The sequence below is a fragment of the Pseudoalteromonas sp. 2CM39R genome (assembly GCF_023161845.1).
This window is the reverse complement of sequence record NZ_JALNTM010000043.1, coordinates 1-25,313: the sequence shown is the minus strand read 5'-3', so window position 1 is coordinate 25,313 and position 25,313 is coordinate 1. Positions and strand designations below refer to the sequence as shown.

Below are 25,313 nucleotides of genomic sequence, written 5' to 3'. Positions count from 1 at the left end.
TTGCTTTATATTGTTAAAGAACGTTGCGACGTTGTCGCCAGGGATGCGTATAATACATCCTTTATTTTTCGAGTCAATACTTAATTTTAAACTTTCTTACGATGATTTAAACTCAAGTTTTATTTAACTCTCTGAGCAGTTCGTGCCTCGCTATGCGTTGGCGTTCCCCGTCTCAGTGGGGTCGCATTATAGGGAGATCCGAAAACAGATCAACCTTTTTTTTAGATCTTTTTACTGTTTGCTCAACTTTCAAGCAAATACTATTAAAATGGTATGGAAAGAGCTTACTTTAGGTCGTTTTTTGCACTCTTACTAACTATTTACTATAAATTTCATTGCTATGTTCAATTAAGACGTTAAGATAGCAAGTTCACAATGTTAAATTAATGTTTATTTCCTGTTTATTGGTAGATCAAAATGAAATTACCCGATCAAAAATCTTTTATCTTTGCAGTTATTCTTGCTGTTGTTGGTTTTGTTATCGTTAAGTTTGCACTTGCAAGCCTAGCATTAGACCCTGCACTACTATTTGGTGCTGGTTTATTAATTGGTGGACTTGTCATTGCTGCAATGTCATCAGTAAGTGCAGAAGAAGCCGAAGTAAAAACAAAAACACTTTATGTTGGCAATCTTCCTTATCGCGCAAATGAAGGCGTTGTACGTGCTTTGTTCGAAGAGCAAGGCAAGGTATTTAATGTTCGTTTATTGAAAGATAAGAATACTGGCAAACGTCGCGGCTTCGGTTTTGTTGAAATGGCTCAAGCTGATGCGGATAACGCAATTGCTAAGTTAAATGATAGTGAGTTCCAACAACGTACTTTAAAAGTACGTGAAGCAAAACAAAAACAAGAAGATGATTCTAACTCTTATCGTTCAGAGTCGGATCAAACAGTGTAACTTGCTTAACGGCTAGTTTATCACTACATATATCAGCCGTTGCATAATACCGCAGCGGCTTTTTTATGCCTGCTTGATCATCGCTTAAATTCAGTAAAGATCTAACTCGCTTAGCAATAGCCGCACCAGAATCTAACAACTCTATATGTGCTTTAAAGTAATCACTAATTGGTTTAGCAAGAATAGGAAAGTGAGTACAGCCTAATACCAGCACATCGATATCTTTATTAATATTTAATCGGTTTAACTCAGCGTGCAGCTTTTCTATATCTAAGTGTTGGGTAAAAAAGAATGTCTCTGCCAGGGTGACCAATTCAACACTACTATATAAGCTTGTAGTTATAAGTGAGGCATGCTCTTTAATCAGTGTATCCGTATATGAACTTGCTACTGTAGCAGGGGTTGCCAATAATCCAATATGCTTTGATTGTGTTATTTGTGCTGCGGGCTTAATCGCAGGTACAACCCCTACAATTGGAATATCTGTTATTTGACGTACCGCACTTAATGCAGATGTTGAGGCGGTATTGCAGGCTATAACAATTAAGTCGACATTGAGCGACTCATTTTTGATAAATTGGATTAGTCCACATAAGCGACTAATTATAGTCTGCTGCGACTGTGCACCATAAGGCAATAATGCATTATCCATGAAGTAACTATATTGAGCGTGAGGAATGCTTTGCTGAATATGCTCAAGTACTGTGGTTCCACCTATACCTGAATCAAATACCATGATGTGCGCTGACAAACTACCATTCCTACTCTTTACTTAGAACGGCAGTTTGCCATGAGGCTTTTATAAAAGAAAGTAGTTTTACTCAGCGTCTAGTTTTGCAGTAGCGGCGTTTAATTTATCTAAGTTTTCAAACATGGTGTTAGTGTAATCAACCAGTTTATCTATTTCTTGTTGATCTTGATTTAGCCATTGAATGATACCTGATAGCTGGCTTTCTAATCCTAGTGCTTGCGCTTTAGAGTAGGCCGATTTTAGATCATCATTAAAAGGCGCGACAGTTTCGGCAATGGCCTTTTCTGAGGTTGGCTTAATTTGTTCATACTCTTTAATAGCTGCCACAGTTTTGCTTTGACGTAAGTCCATTGAAAATGCCACCAGCTGTTCATTTCCTAAGCTGAGTTCTTGGGCTTGTTCAAATGCTTTATCTAAGTCACCACTGAAAAAGGTTTTACTTACATCTTGTAACTCTGCCATTAAATCATTTATAGCTTGCTGTTCGTCTTCATTAAGCTCTCCATTTACTGACATAGAAAATGACAACTCACGAGACTCAGAAAATTGCGTACTAAATGCTTGTGAGCTTTCAGTTTGCTGATAGCGACTAGATGACTGGGATTGGTAAGCGTCTGCAAAACTAATACTCACCTCATCACCTTCTGCGGTGGTAAAAGTGTAATCAGCGCTGTTACTAAGGTTCACATATTGCGATTGACTAACCGTTATGCTTGCTGGCTGAGGATTAAATAAGTTCTGCTCAAATTTATCAAGGCCATTAAAGATGCCCTCTTTTGATTTATCAATCCCCTCTTCAAGCTCTTGATTAAATACGCCCATACCTTTTAATTCATCTACAGCTTCATCAACACCTGTTTGCACGCCTTTACGTGCCTGGTTAAGTATATCTTGTAGCTTGTCATCATCGGCACCATTGGCTTTGGCTTTTTTTACTGAGCTGGTCACAAAGTCTAAAACATTTTTGACTACTTCATTAAAATCAAACAATGGTTTGTCTTTTTTCGCTTCAGCAACCGGCAAGCCTAATTCTTTTGCCATTTTGTCACCCAATACGGCAGCAGCCAATTCTTTTCCGCGTTGCTGATAGCTAGTTGGTGGGGAGTCTATTTTAGGCTGTGGCATTGCTTGCTTAGTATTGTATTTATTGGCATTGCTGTTTGGAACAAAACTAAAGTTACCTATTTTCATGAGAAGACTCCTATTTAGACATACTCTTATATCGGCCAAGTAAGCCTATACTGTAGTAAAATGCTTAAAAAAAGCTCACTATATTTGATCAAAACTAGACAAATACGCTTCGCTCCCTACAATAGCGCCGATAAACAGATCTCAACGATAAGGTTATACCGTTAATGGCAGTTATAAATATAGATACCACGCAGTACGATGCACAATTAAATGAAAAAGAGCAGCGTATTACAGAGCAGTTTCAACGTTTCGGTGTAAAACAGTTAGAAGTATTTAGCTCTGAGCCTATTAACTACCGTCAACGTGCAGAATTTAGAGTATGGCACGATGGTGACGATCTGTTTCATATTATGTTTGATCAACAAACGAAAGATAAAATACGTGTTGATACCTTTGATCCTGCAGCTCCTTTAGTAGGTGAAGTTATGCAGGTAATGATTGATAACTTAAAAGGCTGCGAAGTACTGCGTCGTAAATTATTCCAAATAGATTATTTATCGACCCTAAGCGGTGAAATTTTAGTGAGCTTGCTTTATCACAAGCCACTTGATGAACACTGGTTAACTGAGATTAATGCCTTAAAGGAAAAGCTAAGTAGCCAGTACAAAATTGACTTTATTGGCCGTGCACGTAAGCAAAAAGAAAAATTAGGCGATGACTTTGTTACTGAGCGTTTAATGGTAAATGGCCAAGAGCTAATCTATCAACAGGTAGAAAATAGCTTCACTCAGCCTAATGCGAAGGTGAATATTAAAATGTTAGAGTGGGCACAAGAGCTATGTAAACCACTAAACAATGATTTACTAGAGCTGTATTGTGGTAACGGAAACTTTTCAATTGCACTTGCGGGCTCATTTAATAAAGTGCTGGCAACAGAAATATCAAAATCGTCTGTGCATTCAGCGCAATATAATATTGCTCAAAACAAAGTAACTAACTTAGATATTATTCGCATGTCGAGCGAAGAGTTTACTCAGGCAATGAAAGGCGAGCGTACTTTCTCTCGCTTAGATGGTATTGACCTTAGTAGTTACAACTGCCAAACCATTCTAGTCGACCCGCCTCGTGCTGGCATGGATACCCTAACGTGTGATTTAGTGGCTAACTATGAGAATATTATTTATATCTCATGTAACCCAGATACGTTAGAGCGTGATCTTGATCACTTAACGCAAACCCATGAGGTTAAGCGCTTTGCAATATTTGATCAGTTCCCTTACACACACCATATTGAATCTGGTGTATTTTTACAGAAAAAATAAAATCTAATACTATAATACCAGCGCCTTGATAAGTGCTGGTATTTGCTCTTCACTAAATACTTTAACTTGATTCTTTACCAATAACTTAGCGGTCAGCCCCATGCCTTTTACTTTCACCCCACTATGGCTTCCATCATAAATTGTATTACGGCCACACGAAGGACTAGACTCTTTTAGTAAAGCAAAGCGAATATTATGCTTATTACAAAGGGCTAATGCTTTATTAGCGCCAGCTTCAAATGCACTTGTTACATCCTCAGCAGTATTTGTAATAACTCGATTTTGCTTTATCTCAGCGGGCGCTCTAGGCACGAGTAAACCACCAGCAATCTCAGGACAAAATACGATTAATCTATTTTGCTTTTGCCACAAATTAAGTTGAGGGTGCAATATTGTTTGGCCTTTACCATCATAACGAACTGGCAAACCTAACAAACAACTTGAGATTAAAATTTTTTCCATAATGAATTTTCTTCTCCAAATAAAAAAGCTCCTTTCGGAGCTTTTTTATTTCACTAAACTACTTATTTATTTGCTAAGTAGTTAATAAGTGCGCTTACATCTTCTGGCGATGAAATACCTGACTCGCCACCTAAGTTAAGCTTATATTTACCATTAACAATAAATGTCGGAACGCCACGCAGTGCCCCTTTTCCTTTAAAGTAATCTTGGTCGCGCTTCATTTTAGAGCTCAGTGTACGTACCGAGAAGCTTTCAAATAATTTATCAAATTTGTCGCCATCTACACCTTGCGCTAAAAATACATCTTTTACATCTGCAAGCTCATTAAAACGAGCACGCTTTGCGTGAATGTGATCAAACATCGCTGAAATAATTTTATCTTTTTGCGGTAGTACTTCAGCAGTAGCTAGTGCTTGGCTGATCATGGTTTGATGTTCTGGGTCACGAACGCCCACGAAATCCACATGGCTTTTCTTGAACTTTACGTTTTTGTCTAGCTTAGGTTTGATCTCAGCAAGCAGTGGCTCCATGTTATTACATGCAGGGCAGTAAAAAGAGAAAAACTCTTTTACTTCTGGCTTTCTGGTTGCACGATCAGAGACGACATCATAATGTACGCCCTCTTCGTAAGTGGCAGCAAAACTGGTTGCAGCTAAAGGGAGTAATACAGCAAGCAACCCTGCTTTAACTAATTTGATCATTATTATGGTGCTCCAAAAATTATAGTTTTAGTAAAAAGCTAATTAACTCATCAAGTTCTTGTTGGCTCTTGATTGTATTAATATTGATTTTATATTTGTCATTTACGATAAATGTAGGTACGCCAGTTAATGCGCCAAGCTCAGAATATTTATTCTGCTTATCTTGCATGGCACGTTCAGCTGCTATGATAGGCAAACTAGCAATATCATTATCAAATGTGCTGTTATCAATTGCGTTAAGCTCTAATAACTTCTTAACGTCTTTAATTTCTGTTAATGGTGCACGCTGAATATGGATGCTTTTAAAAATTTGCGCTGTTACTGCTTCGGCTTGACCATGTTTTTTTGCAATTAAGTAAGCAAAGCTCAGGTTACTTTGTGCTTGTGGTGAAACGCCCCCTAAAAAGTTAACATGATTTTTTACAAACTCAGCCCCTTCAGGTAAGTTTTCTGCAATCCCTTTTGCTACCGGCTCAAATTTAAAACAGTGCGGGCAATAGAAAGAGAAGAATTCGGTTACGTTTGGCGTTTTACTCTTTTCAACGTCAATCACAGTATATTGATTACCTGCTTCAAAGTTGGCAGCTAGTGCTGCGAAAGGTAAACATAGGATCAGTAAACTTAGTTTTAATTTTTTAAGCATGAATATCTCGTTATACTTCTTTTTTAAATAAAAATATTATGGCAATAATTTTAACGGGGCTTCTTGCAAAGCTGCAAGCTGTTCTTTAAGCGCTAAAATTTGTTGCTCCCAGTATTTGTCATCTGCAAACCATGAAAAGTTCCGTACAAAAGCTGGATCGCTCCAACGTTTTGCAACCCAACCCATGTAATGAATCATACGCATGGCGCGAAGCGGTTCGATCAGCTTCAGTTGTGAGTGATCAAAATCACAAAACTCTTCATACGCATTCACTAAAGTGTCTAACTGTAACAGCTGTGTTTGTCGATCGCCACTGAGCATCATCCATAAATCTTGAATTGCAGGTCCTTGGCGGCTATCGTCTAAATCAACAAACATCAGCGCATCCCCAGCCCATAAAATATTACCAGCATGGCAGTCTCCGTGTAAGCGAATACTGTCTACATTTTTATATTGCAGCTGCGCTTGGGCAATAACTAAATCTAAAATAGTGTAAAAGGAAGTCTCTAGTCCCATAGGGACTAAATTACTTTTTTGTAAATGAACTTTAGCTGTATGCAGGTATTCATCACAGCTAACGATTGGTCTTTGGGTAAAGGGCTGCGTTTTCGCTACTTGGTGCATGCGACCAATTAAACGCCCTAGTACGTCAAGCTGATCTAAATTATCGACTTCAAATAAACGCCCGCCTACACTTGGGAATAAAGTAAATAAATACCCTTGGTGTTCAAATAAGCTTTGCCCATTATGCTTTATTGGCGCAACGACCGGTACTTCTGCGGCTGCCAGTTCAAAAGCAAAATCATGCTCCTCTTGAATTTGTGCTTTGCTCCAGCGCTCAGGCCGATAAAACTTAACAACGTAACGTTTTCCACCCTCAGCTACAAATTGATACACTCGATTTTCGTAGCTATTTAGCGCTAGCAACCCTGACTCAGCGTAAATATCAACGCTTTCGATGGCATCCAAAATAAGATCTGGGGTTAAGTCAATAAAGCTAAATTTACTCATATACTTCTTATATAAAAGAAAAGCGGGAATATCCCGCTTTTTTGTTAATATCAGTGTTCGTCTTTTAATACAGACTCTTTATCGCGCTTTAAAAAAGTTACTTTGCTGCGATATTTGGTTATCGGGTTCGTTTATTGGCGACAGTACAAAGTTAAACTCGGTCATTGGCGCTTTTAAATCATAAGGGTCCATTACTAATGATAACGGCACATTATGCGATTCACCAGCGTTCACCGTAAAGGTGGTATCACCTATGTATTTATAGTTATCTAACCCTTTAACATCAATAGAGAATGTTTGCTCGTACTGTGCCTTATTAATCACTTTTAAGGTGTAGGTGTTTTCAACTAAGCCATTAAAATCTACACGATACAACTGATTGCGATCACGGATAATATCAAAGTCCATAGGTTTACGCATAGCTATATTGGCTACCAACGCACCAGTAAGTAAGACTAAAATAATGCTGTAACCAATTAGCTTAGGACGCAGCGGATGAGTTTTATTCTCTGGGGTTTCTAAGTTACGCTCAGTGGTATAAGAGATAAGCCCTCGAGGATAATTCATTTTGTCCATTACGCCGTCACAGGCGTCAATACACGCGCCACAGTTTATACACTCGTATTGCAGACCATTACGAATATCAATCCCAGTTGGGCAAACTTGCACACACAAGTTACAGTCAATACAATCACCTAACCCCAGCTCTTTTGGGTCTTGTTTACGCGAACGTGGCCCGCGGTTTTCACCACGCGCTTCATCGTAGCTTACAGTAAAGGTGTCTTTATCAAACATTGCTGACTGAAAACGTGAGTATGGGCATATATGTAAACACATAATCTCGCGCATCCAACCCGCGTTACCATAAGTACAAATAGTAAATACAATAATACTAACTAAGGCATAACCGCCTACGTTAAAGGTAACAAATTCAGGGAGTAGTTCGCGAATAGGCGTAAAATAACCAACAAAAGTTAACGCGGTATACAAAGAAAATAACACCCAACTAGTGTGCTTTGCGGTTTTTCGCCAGAATTTGTCAAAATCCATTGGCCGTTGGTCTAACTTTTTACGTTGGTTAGCACTGCCCTCAAACTTTTCTTCAAACCAAATAAAAATAAAGGTCCATACTGTTTGCGGACAGGTATAGCCACACCATACGCGGCCATAAAAAGTAGTCACTAAAAATAGAGCAAACGCCGCAAGCATAAAAATAAATGCAAGAATAGTGAAGTCTTGTGGCCATAGGGTTAAACCAAAAATATTAAACTTTTGCTCCATTAGCTCAAACAACACAGCTTGCTGGCCATTAAAGTTGATCCAAGGCAATAACATAAACGCTAGCATGCCTAAAAAGCCAATGCGTTGTCTTAGTAATTGATGAAGCCCTGTAACCGCACGTACATAAATGCGATTGCGGGGGTTAAATCTATCTTCTTGACGGCTCAGATCAGGTTTTTGGATCTTAACCTCTGTTGGTATGTTTTTTACTTTAATTTGCTTATCCATTGAAGTTCCTCAACGCCGCTAGGAAATAAAAATTCAGCAATCTTTTTGTACTTTTCGCCTAAGTGTAGCAACTTGCATGCTAAACATAATACGCTTTAAGTCGCACTTGTGTACTTTCAGATATTTCAGAAATATCTAACTACTGCCTCTTATTATACGCATATTAGCTAAAATTACTGACTAGATTGCTAATAATTTATTCAATTTGTGACTTGCTTTTAAGGTGTATTTTATTACACTTGCCGGCTACTAAAGTGTTGTTTGGATCAAGGTTTGTATATTTATGAAGAAATTTTTTATACTAGTGGTTGTGATCCTAGCATTTTTTACCGTTGATCATCCTTTGGTAAAAGAGCCGCGCGAACGGTTGCTCGGTGATGGTATCGGTTTGTTAAGCAGCTCAACTAAAGTAGATCGCTTTCCTGTAGCAACCATGACGAGAAATAAAGTGAATCAACAGTTAGCACTTTCTCGTTCTGAGCAAGACTATGTTGCTAAAACATTTACTACGGATGAATCAGTCAAGTTATTTGAACTACGCTATTGTCGCCAAGGTGATCTAAACCTCTATTTTTACGAAGAACGATTACTTACTGTATGTCGTATTATCAAAGAGTCATTAGCGCAAGCGAGAGTAAAGTAATGGATTTTTCTGGATTAAATAAAAAAGCAAGTAACTCATTTCATAAACATCGCACAATGCTTAAGCAATTGGCACAGGGTAAAACGTTAAAATGCGAACATTGCAATGGCGTATTAACCCTTAACTTAGCCACCAGCGAGCCTGGTAAGGGAGTAATACAGTGCAAACAAGGTTGCACTGATATTGAATTAGAAATTGGCGGTTAGGTGTTAAGAACAACGTTTAAGCGCTAGAAAACTTACTCCTCCCACCCTTCATCAGTATACAAGCCACTGTTAAGCGCTACAATTTCGATAAGTTCAGCAAAACCTAATGCAAAGTCGCCCATTAACTCGTACTGCTGCTCACATAAGTGTAATTCATCAATATTATTTTGCTGTGCAATTTGCGTAATGATTGGTTTATCGAGAGCAAAAAAACTGAGCGTCGCCTGTGCGCTTTCAAGCGCTTGCTTGTATTGAATGTCTAGTTGCTCACTTGCTAATAACTTATGGGTATACGCTTGGCTTGCGGTTAAAAAACCCGCTGACCAGTGCTGGCAAAAGTCATATTCAAACTCAGCGGGTAACTTATAACCCAACTCAAATACTTGCTCACTCACCTGATGGTGTAATGCCATAAACAAAAATAACATGTCTTCATCAAGGTCGTTTGCTGTATCAGGGAGAATATTTTCTAACCATTGGTGAACTTCTAGCGGCTCAGGTGAACATATAACGCCAAATAAATAACCTTGGCTTTGGGTAAGGCTCATTGCGCCTGATTGGGTATTTAAAAACTCGCTGAGCAGCTTGGCATGCTGCTCAGTAAACTGAGGTATTTGCATTAAAACTCTTTATATAAAATATTAAAATTTAAGTGGGTAACGACCTTGGTTATCTGGTCTGCCTAAAAACTTCACCGCGTCATGAACTTCTTTGGGTAAAGTTAGATCAGGTTTAACGTATCCCGCAACTTTAAAGTCAAAATTAGCCTTTAGTGTAGCATCTGCCTCTAGCCCTAATCTATTGTCTGGCTCGATGAGTATAGCAACATCGCCCGACTTACAACTTAATTTGCCACTAAGATCACCAATATTGAACCAACCAGTTAAACCTTGTACGTCAATATCAGGACTGGCTATTTCACCTTGTAGTGATTGGCAATATGGCGCTCCAGAAACGTATTCATCAAGCTCTAAGATTACACGTCCTTTAGCAGTAACTGGTAACGGTAAATCAATTCGCTGCATTGCTCGCTCAACCGTTGAACGCACTACGGTATCAGTTATTTTAAGTTCATCATTAGCTAGTGAATAACTAATATCTGCATAGCCCGATATGTCACTGCGTTCGCGAGGGTTACCAAAACGTAAGTTAGTATTTACTTGAGCTTTAAATAACGACCAGCCAGATATATCCCAGCGTACATTATTTAATTGCTCACCTTCAAAGCGCAGCTGCATCACCTGCCCCTGCCACAACGTGCCAACTGTTTGTCCTATTTCTAGCTGCGGTGGAAAATACGGTTTAGCTAAATTTACAGCAACCGCAGCCGGTAATTTAATAACGCTAAAAACAATAAAGCTCATTAAAAAAACGATGGATAATATTATTATTTTTTTCATTAACTACTTCTCTAATACTAAACGGCTTACGCGTACATAACCGGATTTATCATCTTGGCTTAAATCTAGATTTTCTACGCTTAAACCATGCTGATTAACGAGCTCGTCAATCCATTGGATTAATAGATTAAACTCTACTGAGTCGAGCGTTAAACGAAGTGAGTTATCATTAGGCTGCATTTTACTAATATTAATGCTGTAACGGCCGCGCGTATTATTAACTATTTGGCTGAGATTTTGATTACTCACAGCTTGCGTTTTACCCGCGGCTTTGAGCTTAACAATACTCTCGTCTACCCAGGCTAACAATTCTTGCTGCTTTATTTGTGATTGCTGCGCTCGCTCTATTGCAGTATTTAAAGGCCTAAAAACCCCCATCACCAAAACAAAGATGACAAATACACCGCCTGCAACCATAATTAATTGTTGCTCTTGCTCTTTTAATGAACGCCAATATTGCATTAACTGCTGCTTCATTGTGCACCTCGCAGTCTGATTTCGCCGACGATAAAATCGCCATCATTATTTAACGAGCCCTGCTCAACAGTAACCCCTTGCTGCTCTAGAATGGCTTTAACCTTACCAAAAGTTTGAAAGTCTTTACCACGCGCTCGAATGCGCAATTCATTACGGCGTTTGTCAAAGCGTAATGTTTGTGGCGTAAACTCATTCACTTGCGAAAACACGCTAACCAATTTACTGGTTAAATCTAAAAAGCCAGCATCGCTAACACCTTGTACTTTATTCAATGCACCCTGTATTTGATTTTTAATTAAATGAGGGCGTACTCGTGTGCCGGGAAAGGCTTTTTGATATCGCTCTACGACTTGCGATTTAGCTACTTCTAGCTGCGAATTAAGCTGATGCAATTCAACCGCTTTAATAGTCACACTTGATACCAAGGCAACCACACTAATAATGGCAGCACTTTTCCAGTAACCCCACCATAACGCAGTTTTCTTTTTAAGGGTGTAAGGTCCTTGACGCAAATTAAACTTAAGTTTATCAAGTTGTTTAGCAAATAATGCTAACGGTAACTCATAGTCACTTGTTTGCGGATATAAGTTAAGTGCTTCAGGAAACTGATCAGCAGGGCTGTAATGCTTGATATCTGGGTTGCCTAATGCTACTAAATACTCTTTTAGCCAACTGCTTTCAACCGCGCTAATATGCCAGTCACCTTGTTTAAAGAGCCACTGTTTATTAAGTTCGATGGCAGTAACACATGACTCTTCAGCGCCTGGCAATAGCAATGCATCCGGTACTATTTGATATGGGGTGAGTTGATGTTGTTCAAATACTTCTAACCAGTGCTCAAACCAATCACGGTTCGTTAGCGCAATCTTAATTGCATGCTGCTCATCAACCATAGTTGGCTCCCCAAGCGCGATATAAATGTCGTCTATATCGCATGCAAGATCTTCTTCGAGCATATAGGGCAATGCTTGCTCTAATTTACGGCTCCACTTTGTTGGCAGTGTCACCGTTTTTAATTGCACTTGGTCACATGGTAAAAGTACCACAAGCTCTCGGGTTAATGCTTTTTCAGTTAGTTTACTTAACTGATTGGCATTTTGTAGCTCGCCACTGGCTATTATTTCTTGTTCTTGTGGTGAGTATATTAACCAGTTAAGTAAATCTTGCTCGGTTTGACCCGTGCGGATCAACAGTATCTCTGTCACTGTACGCCTCCAAATTTTCGCGCCAGTATCGTTACCTCGCCATTGCTGGCATACAGTAATGTGGTCATCGAAAAACGCAAATCAACAAATTTTGCCTGCGTTTGTAATTTAAAATATTCACTTTTTAAACTAAAAAGCTTTTCTACTGCTTTGATATTTTTGCCGCCTTGTTGTTTAACAGACTCAAAAAACTCTTCAATATTATCAAAGCCATTTTCAGGTCGCGCTGCGATTACCGCTTGAGCACCCGAAACACTCAGTTCGTCTATTAGGCCACTGAGCAATAAAGCTTGCTCTTCAGTGACTGTATTAACATTAATTGAAAGTAACGTACTGCCTGGGATCACACAGACATAAGGCAACACCTTTTCCATCACTAAAGGGTTAAATCCTTTAATTAAACGCAGTTCAGATACCGAAGCAAATAGGCTATTTGCTGTCATATACGGAAACTGACGCGATAAATACTCGCCTTCTTCAGCTCCTGAGCGATACGTAATACTATTTTTATCTAACCAGTCAAAAACACTATCAGCCATACCTTCTTCAGACTCATCACTGGGTAAGTCTTCTATATTTTCTAATATGGCAAACAACGCTTTATGCGCAGGGTTCGTTTTATTAGTACTGTTTGGGTCAGGCTCAGCACCAAGCGCATTTAAGTTTAAACAGGCTTGTAAATCAGTTAACTGACCGCTTAACGTGCCGTTATCAACTGGATACTTAACATCACCTTGCTTTGCCCACGGCTGCGCTAAGGTGGTTTTTTCTGGATCGTCTTTTTTACTTTGAATTAAGCCTTTAATAGCTAATTCTTCAGCGCCATAAGCATACCATTTAGCCTGTTGCTGACTCTGCAAATTAGTACTTCTTTGTACCTGTAACATTAAATTCGCACTCATTTCTACGGCTAAAATAGCAGCCAGCGCGACAATAAATAACACAATAACTAACGCCGCGCCGCGTGATGCTTTTTGATTCATCAAGGCGTTCCTCGGCCATTTGGTTGCGATTGGTTAGTACCATCATTAACCGGTTTTGGTAGCTCTTTACCGAGTCCTGGCACTAAAAAAACGCGCCTAATTGGTTCTGCGTTCATTTGCTTTAACGTTACAGCTACCGCTTTAGGTAACGCCTTAATTTGCCAGTTTTCTTGCCACTCTGCGTTACCATCTAAAAACTCAAATTTAAGCTCTTCTACGTCAGCTAAAACAACTTGGCTACGAGGCTCCATATTATCAAGTTGATCAACATAAATCCGATATACTCGTTCTAAGTTGTCATCAATTACTCGATAACCAACAGCTTGCAGCTCTGAGCGAGGAAGCAAATTAATGGGATTCATCCAACCATCACGCACAAAGGCAATGCCATCAAGCTGGCTTTCTAAAATGTAGCGCCCTGCAAGTAAGTAACTCTCTTGAAAATCCCCTGCTTCATTACGCACTTGGCGTTTAGTCATTTGGCTAAAGTCTTGATCCATTAGCCTGAAGGCTGTTTGTAACCCATTTAGCTCAGCAATTTTTTCATCTGATGCTTCTTTGGCACGCGTGGTGGTATCAAGTATTTGGTGGGTGGCCATAATAACAAACGCCAACACCCCTAGTGCCACCATCACTTCTAATAATGTAAAACCGCGCTGCTTCACTTATGGCTTACCTTTATTTAAGTAAGTACTTAACTCATAAATTGAATTTTCATACTTATCATCTGTAAACACATTAATAGTGACCTTTACAAAGCTTTTATCAGCAGTGGGCACAACATCTTGGCGCCAAAACCATTCAATCCCCGCCATCATCTCAGTGCCGCGGGTACCATTTTTACCTTGCCATTTTTCGCCTTTCGTTCGTTGTTCTACCAATACATTCTCGGCTACCCATGAGCCATACGTTTGCTCTTCAATACTCGATAAGTGATGAATATGCTCACCAGTTGCTTGCATTGCAGCAATACCCGCCATAGCACAAATACTTAGCGCAACTAAGACTTCTAATAAGGTAAAACCTTGGTATTTTTTCATTATTGGGGCTCTCGACGAAAATCAACTGGCGCTGCAAATTTACCTTCAATAAAATATACCGGCTCCGCCTGATCTTTTAACTCAAGCATAAGCTGAAATGCACTTACATCAGCAGAGGATAAAAGAAGTACTTGAGGAACTTTTAATTTTTTAAGTTCTAATAAACTATCTTCATTATCGCCACTCATTAACTCACGCCAGTTAGACTGCTCTAATAAGTTATCTTGTGCCCAAGGTAGGTCTTCTAGATTAAGTGTTACTTTAAATTGCTGGTCAAACTCAATTGGTTTAAATAACTCTTCCCGCTCAAAGCTGGTCCACTTTTCGCCATCAAACACTAAAAACTCAAGCGTATTTTGATCAACTAATAAACCTAACTCTACCTGATTAAGTACGGCAAATTCCGATGCGGCATTAATGGTGGTATGCAGCCTACTTGCTTGCTTATCTAGCTCTTCCTCTGCGCCGCCATCTAAGCTGTATACCACCATTTTGGTGGCAAAGGCGATGATCACCAATACCACTAAAATTTCTATTAAACTAAAACCATATTGCTTCGCACTCAGGTGCTTAAGGTTTACCAGCATGGTAAACCCCAATCAACTAAGTTTAAGCGTATGATTAAGTTAATGCCCATTACTGCTTATCTTCACCCCAGTTACCAATATCATCCTCAGTAGCCGGTTCGCCATCAGGCCCCATTGAAAAAATATCAATTTTACCTACTTCACCTGGGTAAATAAGTTGGTAAGGGTTGCCCCATGGATCTTCTGGCAATTTACTAATAAAACCGCCATCAGGAAAACGCTTTGGGATAGGCTCAATGCTGGTTTTAGTTACCAACGCCTCAAGCCCTTGCTCTGTACTCGGGTAGCTTTTATTTTTTAACTTATAAAGGCTAACGGCATCTTCTAACTGCTGAATATCTAAATGCGCTTTATCAATAGCCGCTTCTTCTTGCTGACCCATAATATTAGGTGCCACAATCGACATGATCATCCCGATGATAACCAATACCACCATCACTTCTAATAAAGAAAAACCTGATTGTTTATTCACGTTATTACCTCGTTATTCTAAAAACACTAAACAAAAATGATTTAAGTAAATCATTAATATAAAAAAATAATTAAAGGCCAACAGCCTTATTCATTGCCATAATTGGCTGCAAAATTGCCATTACTATAAACAGTACAATGACTGCCATAGAGGCAATCATTGCGGGTTCTAATAATTTTAATGACACATTGACCATACTTTCAAACTCGCGATCTTGATTGTTAGCGGCTCGCTCTAACATTTGCTCAAGTTCACCAGACTTTTCACCACTGGCTATCATATGTAGCATCATTGGTGGAAACAACTTAGTTTGCTGCAGTGAAGCACGTAGGCTTGCCCCTTCACTTACTCTTTCTGCGGCATCAGCCACAGCTTGTTTGATTTTTTCGTTAACTAATACCCCACCAGAAATACGCATTCCTTCTAGTAGCGGTACTGAACTTGACGATAAAATACTTAAAGTACGAGCAAAGCGCGCTGTGTTAATCCCTCTAGCAACTTTACCTATGCCTGGCATATGTAATACTTTTTCATCCCACCAAAACCGTACCTTAGGTTTTTTAAGCGCATACTTGATTCCAACCGCGGTAGCGGTGATCACCAGCAAACTTATAAACCAGTAATTTTGCACAAAATGACTACCTGCCATAACCCACTCGGTAGTCCAAGGTAAAACTTGTTTGGTTTTTTCGAACGTTTTTAATATTTTAGGTACTACTGTACCTAATAACACCGAAACAATACCAATAGCAAACACCACCAAAATAATCGGATACACCATAGCCTGCGTAATTTGACTGCGCATATGTTGGCGCTGCTCGGTATAATCAGCTAGCCTGTTGAGCACTTGATCTAAGTGACCTGACTTTTCACCTGCCGCTACCATAGCTCGGTATAAATCGTCAAATACATGCGGAAACTCACTCATACCGTCAGCCAGAGTATAACCTTCTACTACTTTGGAGCGCACCGACATTAACATACGTTTTAAGCGTGGTTTTTCACACTGCTCAGCAACCGCCATTACCGCCCCTTCTACAGGTAGGGCAGACTGAATTAAGGTTGCAAGCTGACGAGTGATCAAAGCGAGATCGGCAGTTGATATGGTTGGTTTAAATAAAGAACCGAGTAAAGGTACTTTTTGACCTTTAACTTGTTTGTCATCTTGCGCAGCAGGCACCACCTCAAGTGGTGTGAGCTTTTGATCGCGCAGAAGCTGACGAACTTGCTTAGCTGTATCGGCTTCTAAAATACCTTTTTTTTCTTTTCCCCGGCCATCTAATGCGCGGTATTCAAACGCTGCCATAGCTAGCCTTCCTCACGCGTTACGCGCAGTACTTCTTCAAGCGTTGTTTTACCTGCAAGAACACGGCTGCAGCCATCTTGACGAATGCTTGGGCTGTGCTTACGAATGTATTTCTCTACGCTTTGCTCACCTTTACCGCTGTGGATCATTTCACGAATGGTTTCGTCGACAACTAATAACTCGTGAATACCAGTACGACCTCGGTAGCCATTAAAGTTACACTCTTCACATCCTACCGCGCGGTAAATCGTCGGTGCATTGTCAAACGGTACGCCGAGTAATTCACATTCACGCTCATCTGCAACGTGACCTTCTTTACAGCTATTACATAAAGTACGTACTAAGCGCTGGGATAACACCCCCAGTAATGAAGACGATAATAAAAACGGCTCAACGCCCATATCTTCCATACGAGTGATTGCACCTGAGGCGGTATTAGTATGTAACGTAGACATAACTAAGTGGCCAGTAAGTGATGCTTGCACACCAATTTGGGCTGTTTCTAAATCTCGTATTTCACCGACCATAACTACATCAGGATCTTGACGTAAAATGGCGCGCAGACCACGGGCAAAAGTCATATCAACCTTGGTATTAACCTGTGTTTGGCCAATACCTGGGATTTCGTACTCGATTGGATCTTCAACCGTTAAGATATTACGATCTCGCGAGTTAATTTGGCTCATACCTGCATATAGGGTGGTACTTTTACCAGAGCCTGTAGGACCTGTTACTAAGATTATACCGTGAGGCTTGCTAATTAAGTCGGCAAACAGCTCTCGGTTTCGAGCTGTCATACCTAAGTCTTCTAGGTTTAAACGTGCATTGTTTTTATCAAGCAAACGTAGTACCACGCGCTCACCAAAGCTCGATGGCATAGTCGACACACGCACATCTACAGCGCGCCCAGCTATACGCAAACTAATACGGCCATCTTGCGGTATGCGTTTTTCTGCGATATCGAGTTTGGCCATTACTTTAATACGCGATACCAGCAAAGAGGCTAGTTTCCGATTAGGTTTTAAAACTTCTTTGAGTACGCCATCCACCCGAAAACGAATAACCAGCTCTTGCTCAAATGTTTCAATGTGAATATCAGAGGCACCTTCTTTAATTGCCTCACTGAGCATGGCATTAATCAGCTTTATAATTGGCGCATCGTCGTCACCGGCAAGTAAGTCTTCAGTTTGAGGAAGCTCATCAGCTAGTGAGAATAAATCAACCTCATTACCAATGTCTTCCATCATTTGCTGAGTTTCTGAGCTATCACGTTGATACGATGCTTCTAGTAATAGCTCAAACTTATCATCTTCTAGTTGCTCAAGTGTAAAGCCATGTCCTGCAATACGGCGCACTTCTAATAATACATCAACATCCAACTCGCCACGGTAGTAAACAACTCGGTTATCCTTATGTTTACTAAGTAACGCACCCACTCGTCTGGCATATGAAAACGGCAAACGTTTTGCAGGCAGTTCAATTAAGTCATCTTGAGCAAGCTGTTCATCATTACTGTGAGTAATTGGATGAACAACATCTTGATTAATATCTTCTATCGCATTAGTCATCATTACGCTCTTGTGCATTTTGTTTGCGTAAATGCTCTTCGTACGTAGGAGGTAGCACTAGTTCGTCATTCCACTCAGGTAAAATAGGCGTGTCTGACTTTGGCATCAAATTAATACCATCTTCACGTTTTTTAAATTGCTCGCCGCGAATAAAGTTATATTTATTAAAGCTAAGTTTATTCATGCTAACGCCATCGCGAATAATGGTCGGTCTTATAAATACAATAAGATTACGCTTACGCTTCGTTGTATTAGTTGACTTAAATAAGTGCCCTAAAATAGGGATGTCGCCTAGTAATGGTACTTTTGACACGCTTTCTTGCACATCTTCATCTATCAAGCCGCCTAATACCACCATGCCGCCATCATCGGCCATCACGGTTGTTTTAATTGCGCGTTTATTCACTGAAATATCAACTGCCGTTGCACCACTTACACTGGAAACTTCTTGCTCAATGGTTAATTGCACTGCAGAACCATCGTTAATTTGTGGTGTCACTTTAAGTTTTATACCCACTTCTTGACGCTCAACCGTTTGAAATGGATTTTCATTGTTACTACCTGTTTGTGAACCGGTAATAATAGGCACTTCTTGACCAACTAAAATAGACGCCTCTTCGTTATCCATAGTGGTAATAGATGGAGTCGCTAGGATATTAGAATTAGTATCGGTAGATACTGCTTGTACGATTGCACCCCAGTCATTTTTAATTACACCCATAGCTAACCCATTAATACCACCAAGTAATGACGCAAGCGGGCCGTAATCGCCTTCAGTTGTTTCATCATATTTGGTGACAGTACCTGATTCAGTACCAATAATGTTTTTAGTCACCGTTTTATCACGGGCTTGCTCAGCCGCTACGGCTAAAGAGCCAACAGGTACTGTTGTACCGTTGTTAAATTGCAGCATGCCGCCTTCTTCTGAAATCCATTGCAGGCCAAAGTTAACACCATCGCCTTCCATTACTTCAATAATAATGGCTTCCACTAGTACTTGTGCGCGGCGAATATCTAAGCGCTCAATAACAGATTCTAGTGAACGCATAGTATCTGGCTGGGCGGTAATGACTAATGAATTTGAATCTGGGTGAGCTTCAATGCTAGTGTCGTTTTTATTACTACTACGTGATTTAGTAGCTCCACCTTGCGTGTCCTCTGCTAGCGATTTGCTCACACCTTGGAGTACTTTTACTAAATCTTCGGCCTTTGCGTAGTTGAGGTAAAACACTTTAGTATTACCTTGGCTTTCCAGTTCGCCATCTAAACGTTTAATGAGCTCAATGGCCCGTGTCCGTGCTTGGCCTTCACCACTAACAATCACACTATTAGTACGACCATCAGCCACCACTTTAGGAATTAAAAACTCAGGTACGCTACCCTTACCACTGTCTTTGTATATATTCTCTACTACAGAGACAACATCATCAGCCGTTGCGAACTTAAGCTTAACGATATCGACTCGCTTATCACCCGCTTGGTCAACAGAGCGAATAATTTCTACTAAGCGGTTAACCGAGGCTGCATGACCAGTTAGCATCATTACGTTGGCCGCATTAAAGTTAGCAACGTGACCGCCGTCTTTTTGGTCGCTAAATTGGCGAACTAAAGGACCTAATTCTTGTACGCTTACATTTTTAACTCGCACAACCCGTGTAATCATCATATCGCCAAGCGCTTGGCTATCAGCAGTAATTAATGGCACGTTTGATTTTTTAGCATCTGAGCTTTTTTCTATTTTTATTATGTTGTTATCCATTTCGACGGCTGAATAACCGTAAACTTCTAAAACATTTAAAAAGAACTGATAGTAAAGTGCCTCATCCATTAATTCGTAACTACGTACATTTACTTTGCCACGCACGTTAGGATCAATAATGATGGTTTTATTAAGGTTTTTGCCAACAATATTAATAAACTCATTAATATCTGTGCCCTTAAAGTTAGCAGCGTATTCAACAGCAGCAACCGACATAGAAAGACTTGCCGCTAAAAAAAGTGCTGCATACTTAGCTAACCCTTTTTTAATTTTTTTGAGGTGTAGCACCTGAACCATTATGTTAAAACTCCAAAGCTAAGTTATTGCAGACTAAATAGTACATCTATTTGCTCACCATCACGCTCTATTGTGATAGTTGCATCTGTACTGTTTCGCAGCTCATTCATTGCTGCCATTGCCTGTTTTAAATCTGTTAATTGATAACCGTTAATTGCCACGGCTAAATCGTTATTTTGTAATCCCATTTGTTTAAATAGTTCGGGCTCTTTACCTGGACTCAAACGATAACCTATAAGTTCCCCATCATTCATCGCTTGAGAAACACGTATATAATCAAATAGCTTGCCAGGTTCTTCTAAAAGCTCTTCGCGAGTTTCTATTAATGCTTCTTTCACCTCAAGGTTGGCAGTGGCATCAATTTGTTCATCGCTTTGTGCTGAAGGCGCTAAAGGCCCCATTTCAGACTCATCTCGCGCAGCGAGTACCGGCATAGACACTGTTTTAGTAAAGTCGAGCCCATCAAGCATTAAGGTTTCAAAGCGACCACTTACATCTAGAATCACACGATCTGGGAGTATTTGCGATACTTTTGCACGTGTACCTTGCACCACATCCTCTACTAAATAACTCGTCTGGCGACCTTGCGACTCAATAATAGCCATTCCCGCCTTATCATCATTACTAACAGCAACGATACCGGTTAAATTAATACTAAGACGCGTTTCAGGGGCATTATTAATGACTTTAGTTTGCGAAGCAGTATTGGTGTTTTTTGTTACATTTACTTTACCAAATAAAAATTGCTCAATGATCGAATCTACAGACTGGTTATTGCCACCCACAGCTTGGTTAGAATAGCTGATAGGGGCAAGAGGAGATGTTACTGGCTGCGGCCATAATAGCCACATCAGTTTTGATAATAAAAATGCAATATAAACAACAACTAAAACCATAACCATTGCGCTTAATTTCGCATGCGGTAAACGGTTTAATAACTGCTTAAATTGTTGAACGTGCTGTTCCATAGGTAGTGTTCTTATTTTAATTTATAACGAAATCACTCAGCCATAGTACCTTTTCATTTTTCATTCAACAAGCACGCTAATATTAAACTTTGTAAACAGATTAATTTATTTATCGTATCAGCTATCAAGCAATAGCTACATGCGGTAACGGTTTCGTGATAATTTACCTAGGCAGTAAATTTACTAGGGATGTTTTATGACAAAGAAAACTAAACTCAATGACAGCTCAGAAAACGCTGACGCACTTAAAGTGAGGTTGGACAAATGGTTATGGGCGGCTCGATTTTATAAAACGCGTGCAATAGCTCGAGAAATGGTACAAGGCGGCAAAGTACATTATAATGGGCAACGCAGTAAGGCTAGTAAAATTGTAGAAATTGGCGCAGTTATAAAGCTAGCTCAAGGCGTTGATGAAAAAACCATCACAGTATTAAATATACTTGAAAAGCGCCAAAGCGCCCCCATTGCACAGACCATGTATCAAGAATCTGATGCTAGTATTGCTAAGCGTGAAGAAAATAGTATTGCACGCAAAAATAACAGTTTCTTTGCTCCTCATCCGGATAAAAAACCAGATAAAAAGCAAAGGCGCGAACTTTTAAAAATGAAATCAAGTTAGGTATAGCCGCTCATGCAACAAGATTTACTTCACCGCTATTTATTTGACAACCTCGATGTTCGTGGCGAACTCGTACAAATAGACAACGCTTACAATGAAATGATTGCGAAACACAATTATCCAGAGCCCGTTAAAGCATTATTAGGTGAGCTGCTTGTTGCAACCTGTTTATTAACAGCAACGTTAAAGTTTGAAGGCGAAATTGCAGTTCAACTACAAGGTGATGGCCCCGTAAAATATGCGGTGATCAATGGTGATGATCAACAAAATATGCGTGGTATTGCGCGATTACAACATGAAGTTACTGGCTCAACGGTAAAAGAGCTCATTGGCCAAGGCTACATGGTTATCACGATTACTCCAACTCAAGGTGAGCGTTACCAAGGTATAGTACCTTTAGAGCATGATACATTAAGTGAATGTATAGAAAGCTATTTTGAGCAGTCTGAGCAATTAAAAACTCGCCTTTGGTTTGCAACTGATACTGAAGAAGGCAGCGCCAAAGCATGTGGGCTATTTTTACAAGTGCTACCTGTAGATAAACAAAAATCGATTGAAGATTTTGCTCACTTAGAAGCACTCAGCAATACTATTAAAGATGAGGAGCTACTAGAGCTTGATGCCAATACTATTCTAACGCGCCTTTATCATGAAGATAACCCACGCGTATTTGACCCTCAACCAATTCAATTTAAATGTGGCTGTAATCGCGAAAAAACGATGACAGCTTTAGTTAATGTTGGTCAACAAACGCTTTTGGATGATGTCGAAAAAAATGGTGAGATTAAAATTAGCTGTCATTACTGTTTAAAAGATTATGTATTTAACGAACAAGATATAAAAAGTATATTTAATTAATCTAGCTTTTTAAAACACACTATAAAATAGCCATAATTTTTTATGGCTTTTTTGTGCCCAAAAAATGACACCGGTATCACAAGCTGAGCATTTTTCATGACACCGGTATCATTGAAATTATTCATGTTTTTTCCTTAATTTATATGTTTTTACGGCGTTTATAAGCTCGAATATCCTTAATCCATCTGTTACTATATTTGCAGCTTAAAGGTTACTAAGACCCAGAGCTATCCCGTTCAATCTCACACAATTTAGGTATAAACATGACTTCAAGCGCTACCCGTTTTGTCGATCTAACTGCAGCTGAACTTGTCGAACACGCTATCAGCCGTGGCGAAGGGACTTTAGCCGCCAATGGTGCTTTTGTAGCTAACACTGGTCGTCGTACCGGTCGTTCTCCAAAAGATCGTTTTATTGTTCAAGAATCAAGTACTGAAAATGAAATCCAATGGGGTAATGTAAATCGCCCATTCGATGCAGATAAGTTTGACGCCTTATGGGCACGTGTAGAAGCACATGTGCAAAGCAACGACCACTTTATCTCTCACCTTGAAGTAGGCGCTGATCCAGAGCACTACCTTCCAGTGGTTGTAACAACAGAAACTGCTTGGCACCATATCTTCGCTAAAAATATGTTCATCCAACCACAATCATACAACAAAGCCGACTTTCCTCAGTGGCAAGTAATGAACGTACCTTCGTTTGTATGTGATCCAGAGCGCGATGGTACCAATAGCGATGGCACAGTTATTATTAACTTTGCACAACGTAAAGTGTTACTTGCTGGCATGCGCTACGCGGGTGAAATGAAAAAATCGATGTTCTCTGTGCAAAACTTCCTACTACCAGCGAAAGGTGTATTACCAATGCACTGTTCTGCTAACGTAGGTGAAGCAGGAGATACCGCATTATTCTTTGGTTTATCTGGTACAGGTAAAACAACATTATCAGCAGATCCAACTCGCTTCTTAATCGGTGATGACGAGCACGGCTGGGCACCAGGTAGTGTATTTAATATCGAAGGTGGTTGTTACGCTAAATGTATCGACCTTTCTCAAAAGAACGAACCTGTTATCTGGGATGCTATTCGATTCGGTACAATTTTAGAGAATGTGGTACTTGATGAAAACCGTGTTCCTGATTTCAACGATACCAGCCTAACTCAAAATAGCCGTGCAGCTTACCCACTAGAGCACGTTGAAAAACGTAAAGTTGAAAACCGCGCAGGTGAGCCTAAGGCTGTTGTTTTCCTAACATGTGATGTGAGTGGTGTACTACCGCCGGTATCTGTACTAACCGAAGAAGCTGCAGCATTTCACTTCCTAAGTGGCTACACAGCAAAAGTAGGCTCTACAGAAATTGGTTCTACTAGCGATATTGAGTCAACATTCTCAACCTGTTTTGGTGCTCCTTTCTTCCCACGTCCTGCAGGTGTATACGCAGAGCTTCTAATGAAGCGTGTACGTGAATTCGGCGCTAAAGTTTACCTAGTAAACACTGGATGGACAGGTGGCCCTTACGGTATTGGTAAGCGTTTTGATATTCCAACAACACGAGCTGTTGTGGATGCAATCGTATCTGGAAAATTAGCCGGTGTAGAAACCCAACATATTGACGTGCTAAACCTAGACGTACCAGTTGCAGTACCGGGCGTAGATAGCAAGCTTCTTAACCCAATCAATACCTGGGAAGACAAAGCTAAATACGCAGAATATGCGGCTAAGCTAGCATCTGATTTCACAGAAAATTTTGCTAAATACGACGTATCTGACGAAATTAAAAACGCAGGCCCTAAAGTTTAATAATCACCTTTAGCCTGATAATTAAAACGCCAACCTTGAGTTGGCGTTTTTGATCCTATCTATTTTACTTCAGCAACGTAGTTACTTTAATAATTGCTGATAAGCCACCTATTAGCTAAAACGTTTCCCTATGTTTTGTGCATTTCTTAATAAAGGCTCACCGAGTGCCTATTAAGCTTTAAAGTAGCAGTTACTAGTTTGTATATCTCAAATTAAACGCTATTAAACTATGTCACATTAGTAAAGTTACGGGATGTAATCAGCAATGAAACAATACTGTAGGGTAAATCTGTCCAATACCTCACTCTTTACCCTGTTAGAGCACATAAAACAACACTAGCTATTACTGGTAAACTCCTTCGAACACAAGAAGGCTCAAGTCATTCGAGTCTTGCTTGCTTTTGGAGTGAGTGTGCTACTTCGTAGTGACCGCGCAGTAGAATATCGTAGTGCCTACAGCGCTAGAGAGCTACATAGCAAGGTACATTCAATGTTTTTAATGGGATGGGTTGACGTTGCGTTATTTTGCCCGTGGGGTTCTAGATACTCAACCCACGTTACGGTTGCCTGATTAACGCAGTGCAACTGATAGCTGACGGCTAATATTTTCACTTTCCTGCAGACGTAAAAAAGCCCGACTCTTTCGAATCGGGCTTTCTTGTATTTGGAGCCTGGTAATGTCCTACTTTCACATAA

General features: G+C 39.9%; 27 protein-coding genes. 7 read left to right on the top strand and 20 right to left on the bottom strand.

Features of this window, described 5'->3' with window-relative positions; translation table 11 throughout:
* Positions 1–417 precede the first annotated feature (417 nt).
* Positions 418–897 carry an RNA-binding protein gene (locus tag MTF66_RS37525; protein ID WP_055013410.1) on the top strand — a complete coding sequence of 160 codons (480 nt, stop codon included), beginning with the start codon at positions 418–420 and terminating at the stop codon, positions 895–897.
* On the opposite strand, the gene murI is transcribed toward MTF66_RS37525, so the two are convergent.
* On the bottom strand, positions 860–1,648 hold the full coding sequence (gene murI, locus MTF66_RS37520) for a glutamate racemase (protein ID WP_138623679.1): 789 nt from the start codon (positions 1,646–1,648) through the stop codon (positions 860–862). The two genes, MTF66_RS37525 and murI, sit on opposite strands and share 38 nt — an antisense overlap.
* 66 nt (positions 1,649–1,714) lie before the next feature.
* Positions 1,715–2,839: a DUF5610 domain-containing protein gene (locus tag MTF66_RS37515; protein WP_138623677.1), complete on the bottom strand. Its 1,125-nt coding sequence runs from the start codon at positions 2,837–2,839 to the stop codon at positions 1,715–1,717.
* Between the two features lie 164 nt (positions 2,840–3,003).
* On the opposite strand from MTF66_RS37515, the gene trmA reads away from it, so the two are divergent.
* A complete protein-coding gene (gene trmA, locus MTF66_RS37510) occupies positions 3,004–4,101 on the top strand; it encodes a tRNA (uridine(54)-C5)-methyltransferase TrmA (protein WP_138623675.1) in 1,098 nt (365 codons plus the stop codon).
* A gap of 9 nt (positions 4,102–4,110) precedes the next feature.
* Here the strand turns inward: trmA and MTF66_RS37505 are convergent, their stop codons facing one another.
* From MTF66_RS37505 to ccoG, 5 genes are all read right to left on the bottom strand, one after another.
* A complete protein-coding gene (locus MTF66_RS37505; RefSeq protein ID WP_008113397.1) occupies positions 4,111–4,563 on the bottom strand; it encodes a DUF523 domain-containing protein in 453 nt (150 codons plus the stop codon).
* 62 nt (positions 4,564–4,625) lie between these two features.
* Entirely contained in the window at positions 4,626–5,264 is a 639-nt protein-coding gene (locus MTF66_RS37500) for a thiol:disulfide interchange protein DsbA/DsbL (RefSeq protein ID WP_008113400.1), read from the bottom strand.
* Positions 5,265–5,283: 19 nt separating this feature from the next.
* Positions 5,284–5,907: a thiol:disulfide interchange protein DsbA/DsbL gene (locus tag MTF66_RS37495; protein WP_036980428.1), complete on the bottom strand. Its 624-nt coding sequence runs from the start codon at positions 5,905–5,907 to the stop codon at positions 5,284–5,286.
* Positions 5,908–5,943: 36 nt separating this feature from the next.
* On the bottom strand, positions 5,944–6,918 hold the full coding sequence (locus MTF66_RS37490; RefSeq protein WP_055013406.1) for a serine/threonine protein kinase: 975 nt from the start codon (positions 6,916–6,918) through the stop codon (positions 5,944–5,946).
* A gap of 78 nt (positions 6,919–6,996) precedes the next feature.
* Positions 6,997–8,427 (bottom strand): cytochrome c oxidase accessory protein CcoG, encoded by a 1,431-nt coding sequence (ccoG, locus tag MTF66_RS37485; RefSeq protein ID WP_010393031.1) that lies wholly within the window; start codon positions 8,425–8,427, stop codon positions 6,997–6,999.
* A 283-nt stretch (positions 8,428–8,710) separates the two neighbouring features.
* Between ccoG and MTF66_RS37480 the strand changes: the two genes are divergently transcribed.
* Both MTF66_RS37480 and MTF66_RS37475 read left to right on the top strand, forming a co-directional pair.
* On the top strand, positions 8,711–9,070 hold the full coding sequence (locus MTF66_RS37480) for a hypothetical protein (protein WP_010393028.1): 360 nt from the start codon (positions 8,711–8,713) through the stop codon (positions 9,068–9,070).
* The gene (locus MTF66_RS37475) at positions 9,070–9,276 is read left to right on the top strand and encodes a hypothetical protein (protein ID WP_010393026.1); all 207 of its coding nucleotides are present in this window, start codon (positions 9,070–9,072) and stop codon (positions 9,274–9,276) included. The genes MTF66_RS37480 and MTF66_RS37475 overlap by 1 nt, the downstream gene beginning before the upstream one ends.
* A 32-nt stretch (positions 9,277–9,308) precedes the next feature.
* Here MTF66_RS37475 and MTF66_RS37470 read toward each other — a convergent pair whose 3' ends face one another.
* From MTF66_RS37470 to gspC, 13 genes are all read right to left on the bottom strand, one after another.
* Complete coding sequence (locus MTF66_RS37470) at positions 9,309–9,896, bottom strand: UPF0149 family protein (RefSeq protein WP_138623673.1); 588 nt, start codon at positions 9,894–9,896, stop codon at positions 9,309–9,311.
* Between the two features lie 21 nt (positions 9,897–9,917).
* Positions 9,918–10,676, bottom strand: a complete 759-nt coding sequence (locus MTF66_RS37465) for a type II secretion system protein N (protein ID WP_055013404.1) — start codon at positions 10,674–10,676, stop codon at positions 9,918–9,920.
* A 3-nt stretch (positions 10,677–10,679) separates the two neighbouring features.
* A complete protein-coding gene (gene gspM / locus MTF66_RS37460) occupies positions 10,680–11,153 on the bottom strand; it encodes a type II secretion system protein GspM (RefSeq protein WP_138623671.1) in 474 nt (157 codons plus the stop codon).
* Positions 11,150–12,358: a type II secretion system protein GspL gene (gene gspL, locus MTF66_RS37455; protein WP_138623669.1), complete on the bottom strand. Its 1,209-nt coding sequence runs from the start codon at positions 12,356–12,358 to the stop codon at positions 11,150–11,152. The genes gspM and gspL overlap by 4 nt, the downstream gene beginning before the upstream one ends.
* On the bottom strand, positions 12,355–13,341 hold the full coding sequence (gene gspK, locus MTF66_RS37450) for a type II secretion system minor pseudopilin GspK (RefSeq protein ID WP_138623667.1): 987 nt from the start codon (positions 13,339–13,341) through the stop codon (positions 12,355–12,357). The genes gspL and gspK overlap by 4 nt, the downstream gene beginning before the upstream one ends.
* Positions 13,341–14,006 carry a type II secretion system minor pseudopilin GspJ gene (gspJ, locus tag MTF66_RS37445; RefSeq protein ID WP_010393015.1) on the bottom strand — a complete coding sequence of 222 codons (666 nt, stop codon included), beginning with the start codon at positions 14,004–14,006 and terminating at the stop codon, positions 13,341–13,343. Before gspJ ends, gspK begins: the two co-directional genes overlap by 1 nt.
* Positions 14,007–14,381 carry a type II secretion system minor pseudopilin GspI gene (gspI, locus tag MTF66_RS37440; protein WP_010393012.1) on the bottom strand — a complete coding sequence of 125 codons (375 nt, stop codon included), beginning with the start codon at positions 14,379–14,381 and terminating at the stop codon, positions 14,007–14,009.
* Positions 14,381–14,968, bottom strand: a complete 588-nt coding sequence (gene gspH, locus MTF66_RS37435) for a type II secretion system minor pseudopilin GspH (protein ID WP_138623665.1) — start codon at positions 14,966–14,968, stop codon at positions 14,381–14,383. Before gspH ends, gspI begins: the two co-directional genes overlap by 1 nt.
* A gap of 49 nt (positions 14,969–15,017) precedes the next feature.
* Positions 15,018–15,440, bottom strand: a complete 423-nt coding sequence (gspG, locus tag MTF66_RS37430) for a type II secretion system major pseudopilin GspG (protein WP_010393008.1) — start codon at positions 15,438–15,440, stop codon at positions 15,018–15,020.
* 70 nt (positions 15,441–15,510) lie between these two features.
* A complete protein-coding gene (gene gspF / locus MTF66_RS37425; protein WP_138570972.1) occupies positions 15,511–16,746 on the bottom strand; it encodes a type II secretion system inner membrane protein GspF in 1,236 nt (411 codons plus the stop codon).
* 2 nt (positions 16,747–16,748) lie between these two features.
* The gene (gene gspE / locus MTF66_RS37420; protein ID WP_010393003.1) at positions 16,749–18,314 is read right to left on the bottom strand and encodes a type II secretion system ATPase GspE; all 1,566 of its coding nucleotides are present in this window, start codon (positions 18,312–18,314) and stop codon (positions 16,749–16,751) included.
* The gene (gene gspD, locus MTF66_RS37415) at positions 18,307–20,370 is read right to left on the bottom strand and encodes a type II secretion system secretin GspD (RefSeq protein WP_010393000.1); all 2,064 of its coding nucleotides are present in this window, start codon (positions 20,368–20,370) and stop codon (positions 18,307–18,309) included. Before gspD ends, gspE begins: the two co-directional genes overlap by 8 nt.
* A 23-nt stretch (positions 20,371–20,393) precedes the next feature.
* Entirely contained in the window at positions 20,394–21,338 is a 945-nt protein-coding gene (gene gspC, locus MTF66_RS37410; protein WP_010392999.1) for a type II secretion system protein GspC, read from the bottom strand.
* 196 nt (positions 21,339–21,534) lie between these two features.
* On the opposite strand from gspC, the gene hslR reads away from it, so the two are divergent.
* From hslR to MTF66_RS37395, 3 genes are all read left to right on the top strand, one after another.
* The gene (gene hslR / locus MTF66_RS37405) at positions 21,535–21,957 is read left to right on the top strand and encodes a ribosome-associated heat shock protein Hsp15 (RefSeq protein WP_010392996.1); all 423 of its coding nucleotides are present in this window, start codon (positions 21,535–21,537) and stop codon (positions 21,955–21,957) included.
* 12 nt (positions 21,958–21,969) lie between these two features.
* The gene (gene hslO / locus MTF66_RS37400; RefSeq protein ID WP_055013398.1) at positions 21,970–22,815 is read left to right on the top strand and encodes an Hsp33 family molecular chaperone HslO; all 846 of its coding nucleotides are present in this window, start codon (positions 21,970–21,972) and stop codon (positions 22,813–22,815) included.
* A gap of 263 nt (positions 22,816–23,078) precedes the next feature.
* Positions 23,079–24,617: a phosphoenolpyruvate carboxykinase gene (locus MTF66_RS37395; RefSeq protein ID WP_010392990.1), complete on the top strand. Its 1,539-nt coding sequence runs from the start codon at positions 23,079–23,081 to the stop codon at positions 24,615–24,617.
* Positions 24,618–25,313: the final 696 nt, after the last annotated feature.

Coding starts and splice junctions, on each gene's coding strand:
- trmA (WP_138623675.1), top strand. CDS start 3,004: ATGGCAGTTATAAATATAGATACCACGCAGTACGATGCACAATTAAAT.
- ccoG (WP_010393031.1), bottom strand. CDS start 8,427: ATGGATAAGCAAATTAAAGTAAAAAACATACCAACAGAGGTTAAGATC.
- MTF66_RS37395 (WP_010392990.1), top strand. CDS start 23,079: ATGACTTCAAGCGCTACCCGTTTTGTCGATCTAACTGCAGCTGAACTT.
- gspF (WP_138570972.1), bottom strand. CDS start 16,746: ATGGCAGCGTTTGAATACCGCGCATTAGATGGCCGGGGAAAAGAAAAA.
- MTF66_RS37525 (WP_055013410.1), top strand. CDS start 418: ATGAAATTACCCGATCAAAAATCTTTTATCTTTGCAGTTATTCTTGCT.
- MTF66_RS37515 (WP_138623677.1), bottom strand. CDS start 2,839: ATGAAAATAGGTAACTTTAGTTTTGTTCCAAACAGCAATGCCAATAAA.
- MTF66_RS37465 (WP_055013404.1), bottom strand. CDS start 10,676: ATGAAAAAAATAATAATATTATCCATCGTTTTTTTAATGAGCTTTATT.
- gspM (WP_138623671.1), bottom strand. CDS start 11,153: ATGAAGCAGCAGTTAATGCAATATTGGCGTTCATTAAAAGAGCAAGAG.
- MTF66_RS37495 (WP_036980428.1), bottom strand. CDS start 5,907: ATGCTTAAAAAATTAAAACTAAGTTTACTGATCCTATGTTTACCTTTC.
- gspK (WP_138623667.1), bottom strand. CDS start 13,341: ATGAATCAAAAAGCATCACGCGGCGCGGCGTTAGTTATTGTGTTATTT.
- gspI (WP_010393012.1), bottom strand. CDS start 14,381: ATGAAAAAATACCAAGGTTTTACCTTATTAGAAGTCTTAGTTGCGCTA.
- gspH (WP_138623665.1), bottom strand. CDS start 14,968: ATGCTGGTAAACCTTAAGCACCTGAGTGCGAAGCAATATGGTTTTAGT.
- MTF66_RS37505 (WP_008113397.1), bottom strand. CDS start 4,563: ATGGAAAAAATTTTAATCTCAAGTTGTTTGTTAGGTTTGCCAGTTCGT.
- MTF66_RS37470 (WP_138623673.1), bottom strand. CDS start 9,896: ATGCAAATACCTCAGTTTACTGAGCAGCATGCCAAGCTGCTCAGCGAG.
- hslO (WP_055013398.1), top strand. CDS start 21,970: ATGCAACAAGATTTACTTCACCGCTATTTATTTGACAACCTCGATGTT.
- gspE (WP_010393003.1), bottom strand. CDS start 18,314: ATGACTAATGCGATAGAAGATATTAATCAAGATGTTGTTCATCCAATT.
- MTF66_RS37480 (WP_010393028.1), top strand. CDS start 8,711: ATGAAGAAATTTTTTATACTAGTGGTTGTGATCCTAGCATTTTTTACC.
- hslR (WP_010392996.1), top strand. CDS start 21,535: ATGACAAAGAAAACTAAACTCAATGACAGCTCAGAAAACGCTGACGCA.
- MTF66_RS37475 (WP_010393026.1), top strand. CDS start 9,070: ATGGATTTTTCTGGATTAAATAAAAAAGCAAGTAACTCATTTCATAAA.
- gspD (WP_010393000.1), bottom strand. CDS start 20,370: ATGGTTCAGGTGCTACACCTCAAAAAAATTAAAAAAGGGTTAGCTAAG.
- gspC (WP_010392999.1), bottom strand. CDS start 21,338: ATGGAACAGCACGTTCAACAATTTAAGCAGTTATTAAACCGTTTACCG.
- MTF66_RS37490 (WP_055013406.1), bottom strand. CDS start 6,918: ATGAGTAAATTTAGCTTTATTGACTTAACCCCAGATCTTATTTTGGAT.
- MTF66_RS37500 (WP_008113400.1), bottom strand. CDS start 5,264: ATGATCAAATTAGTTAAAGCAGGGTTGCTTGCTGTATTACTCCCTTTA.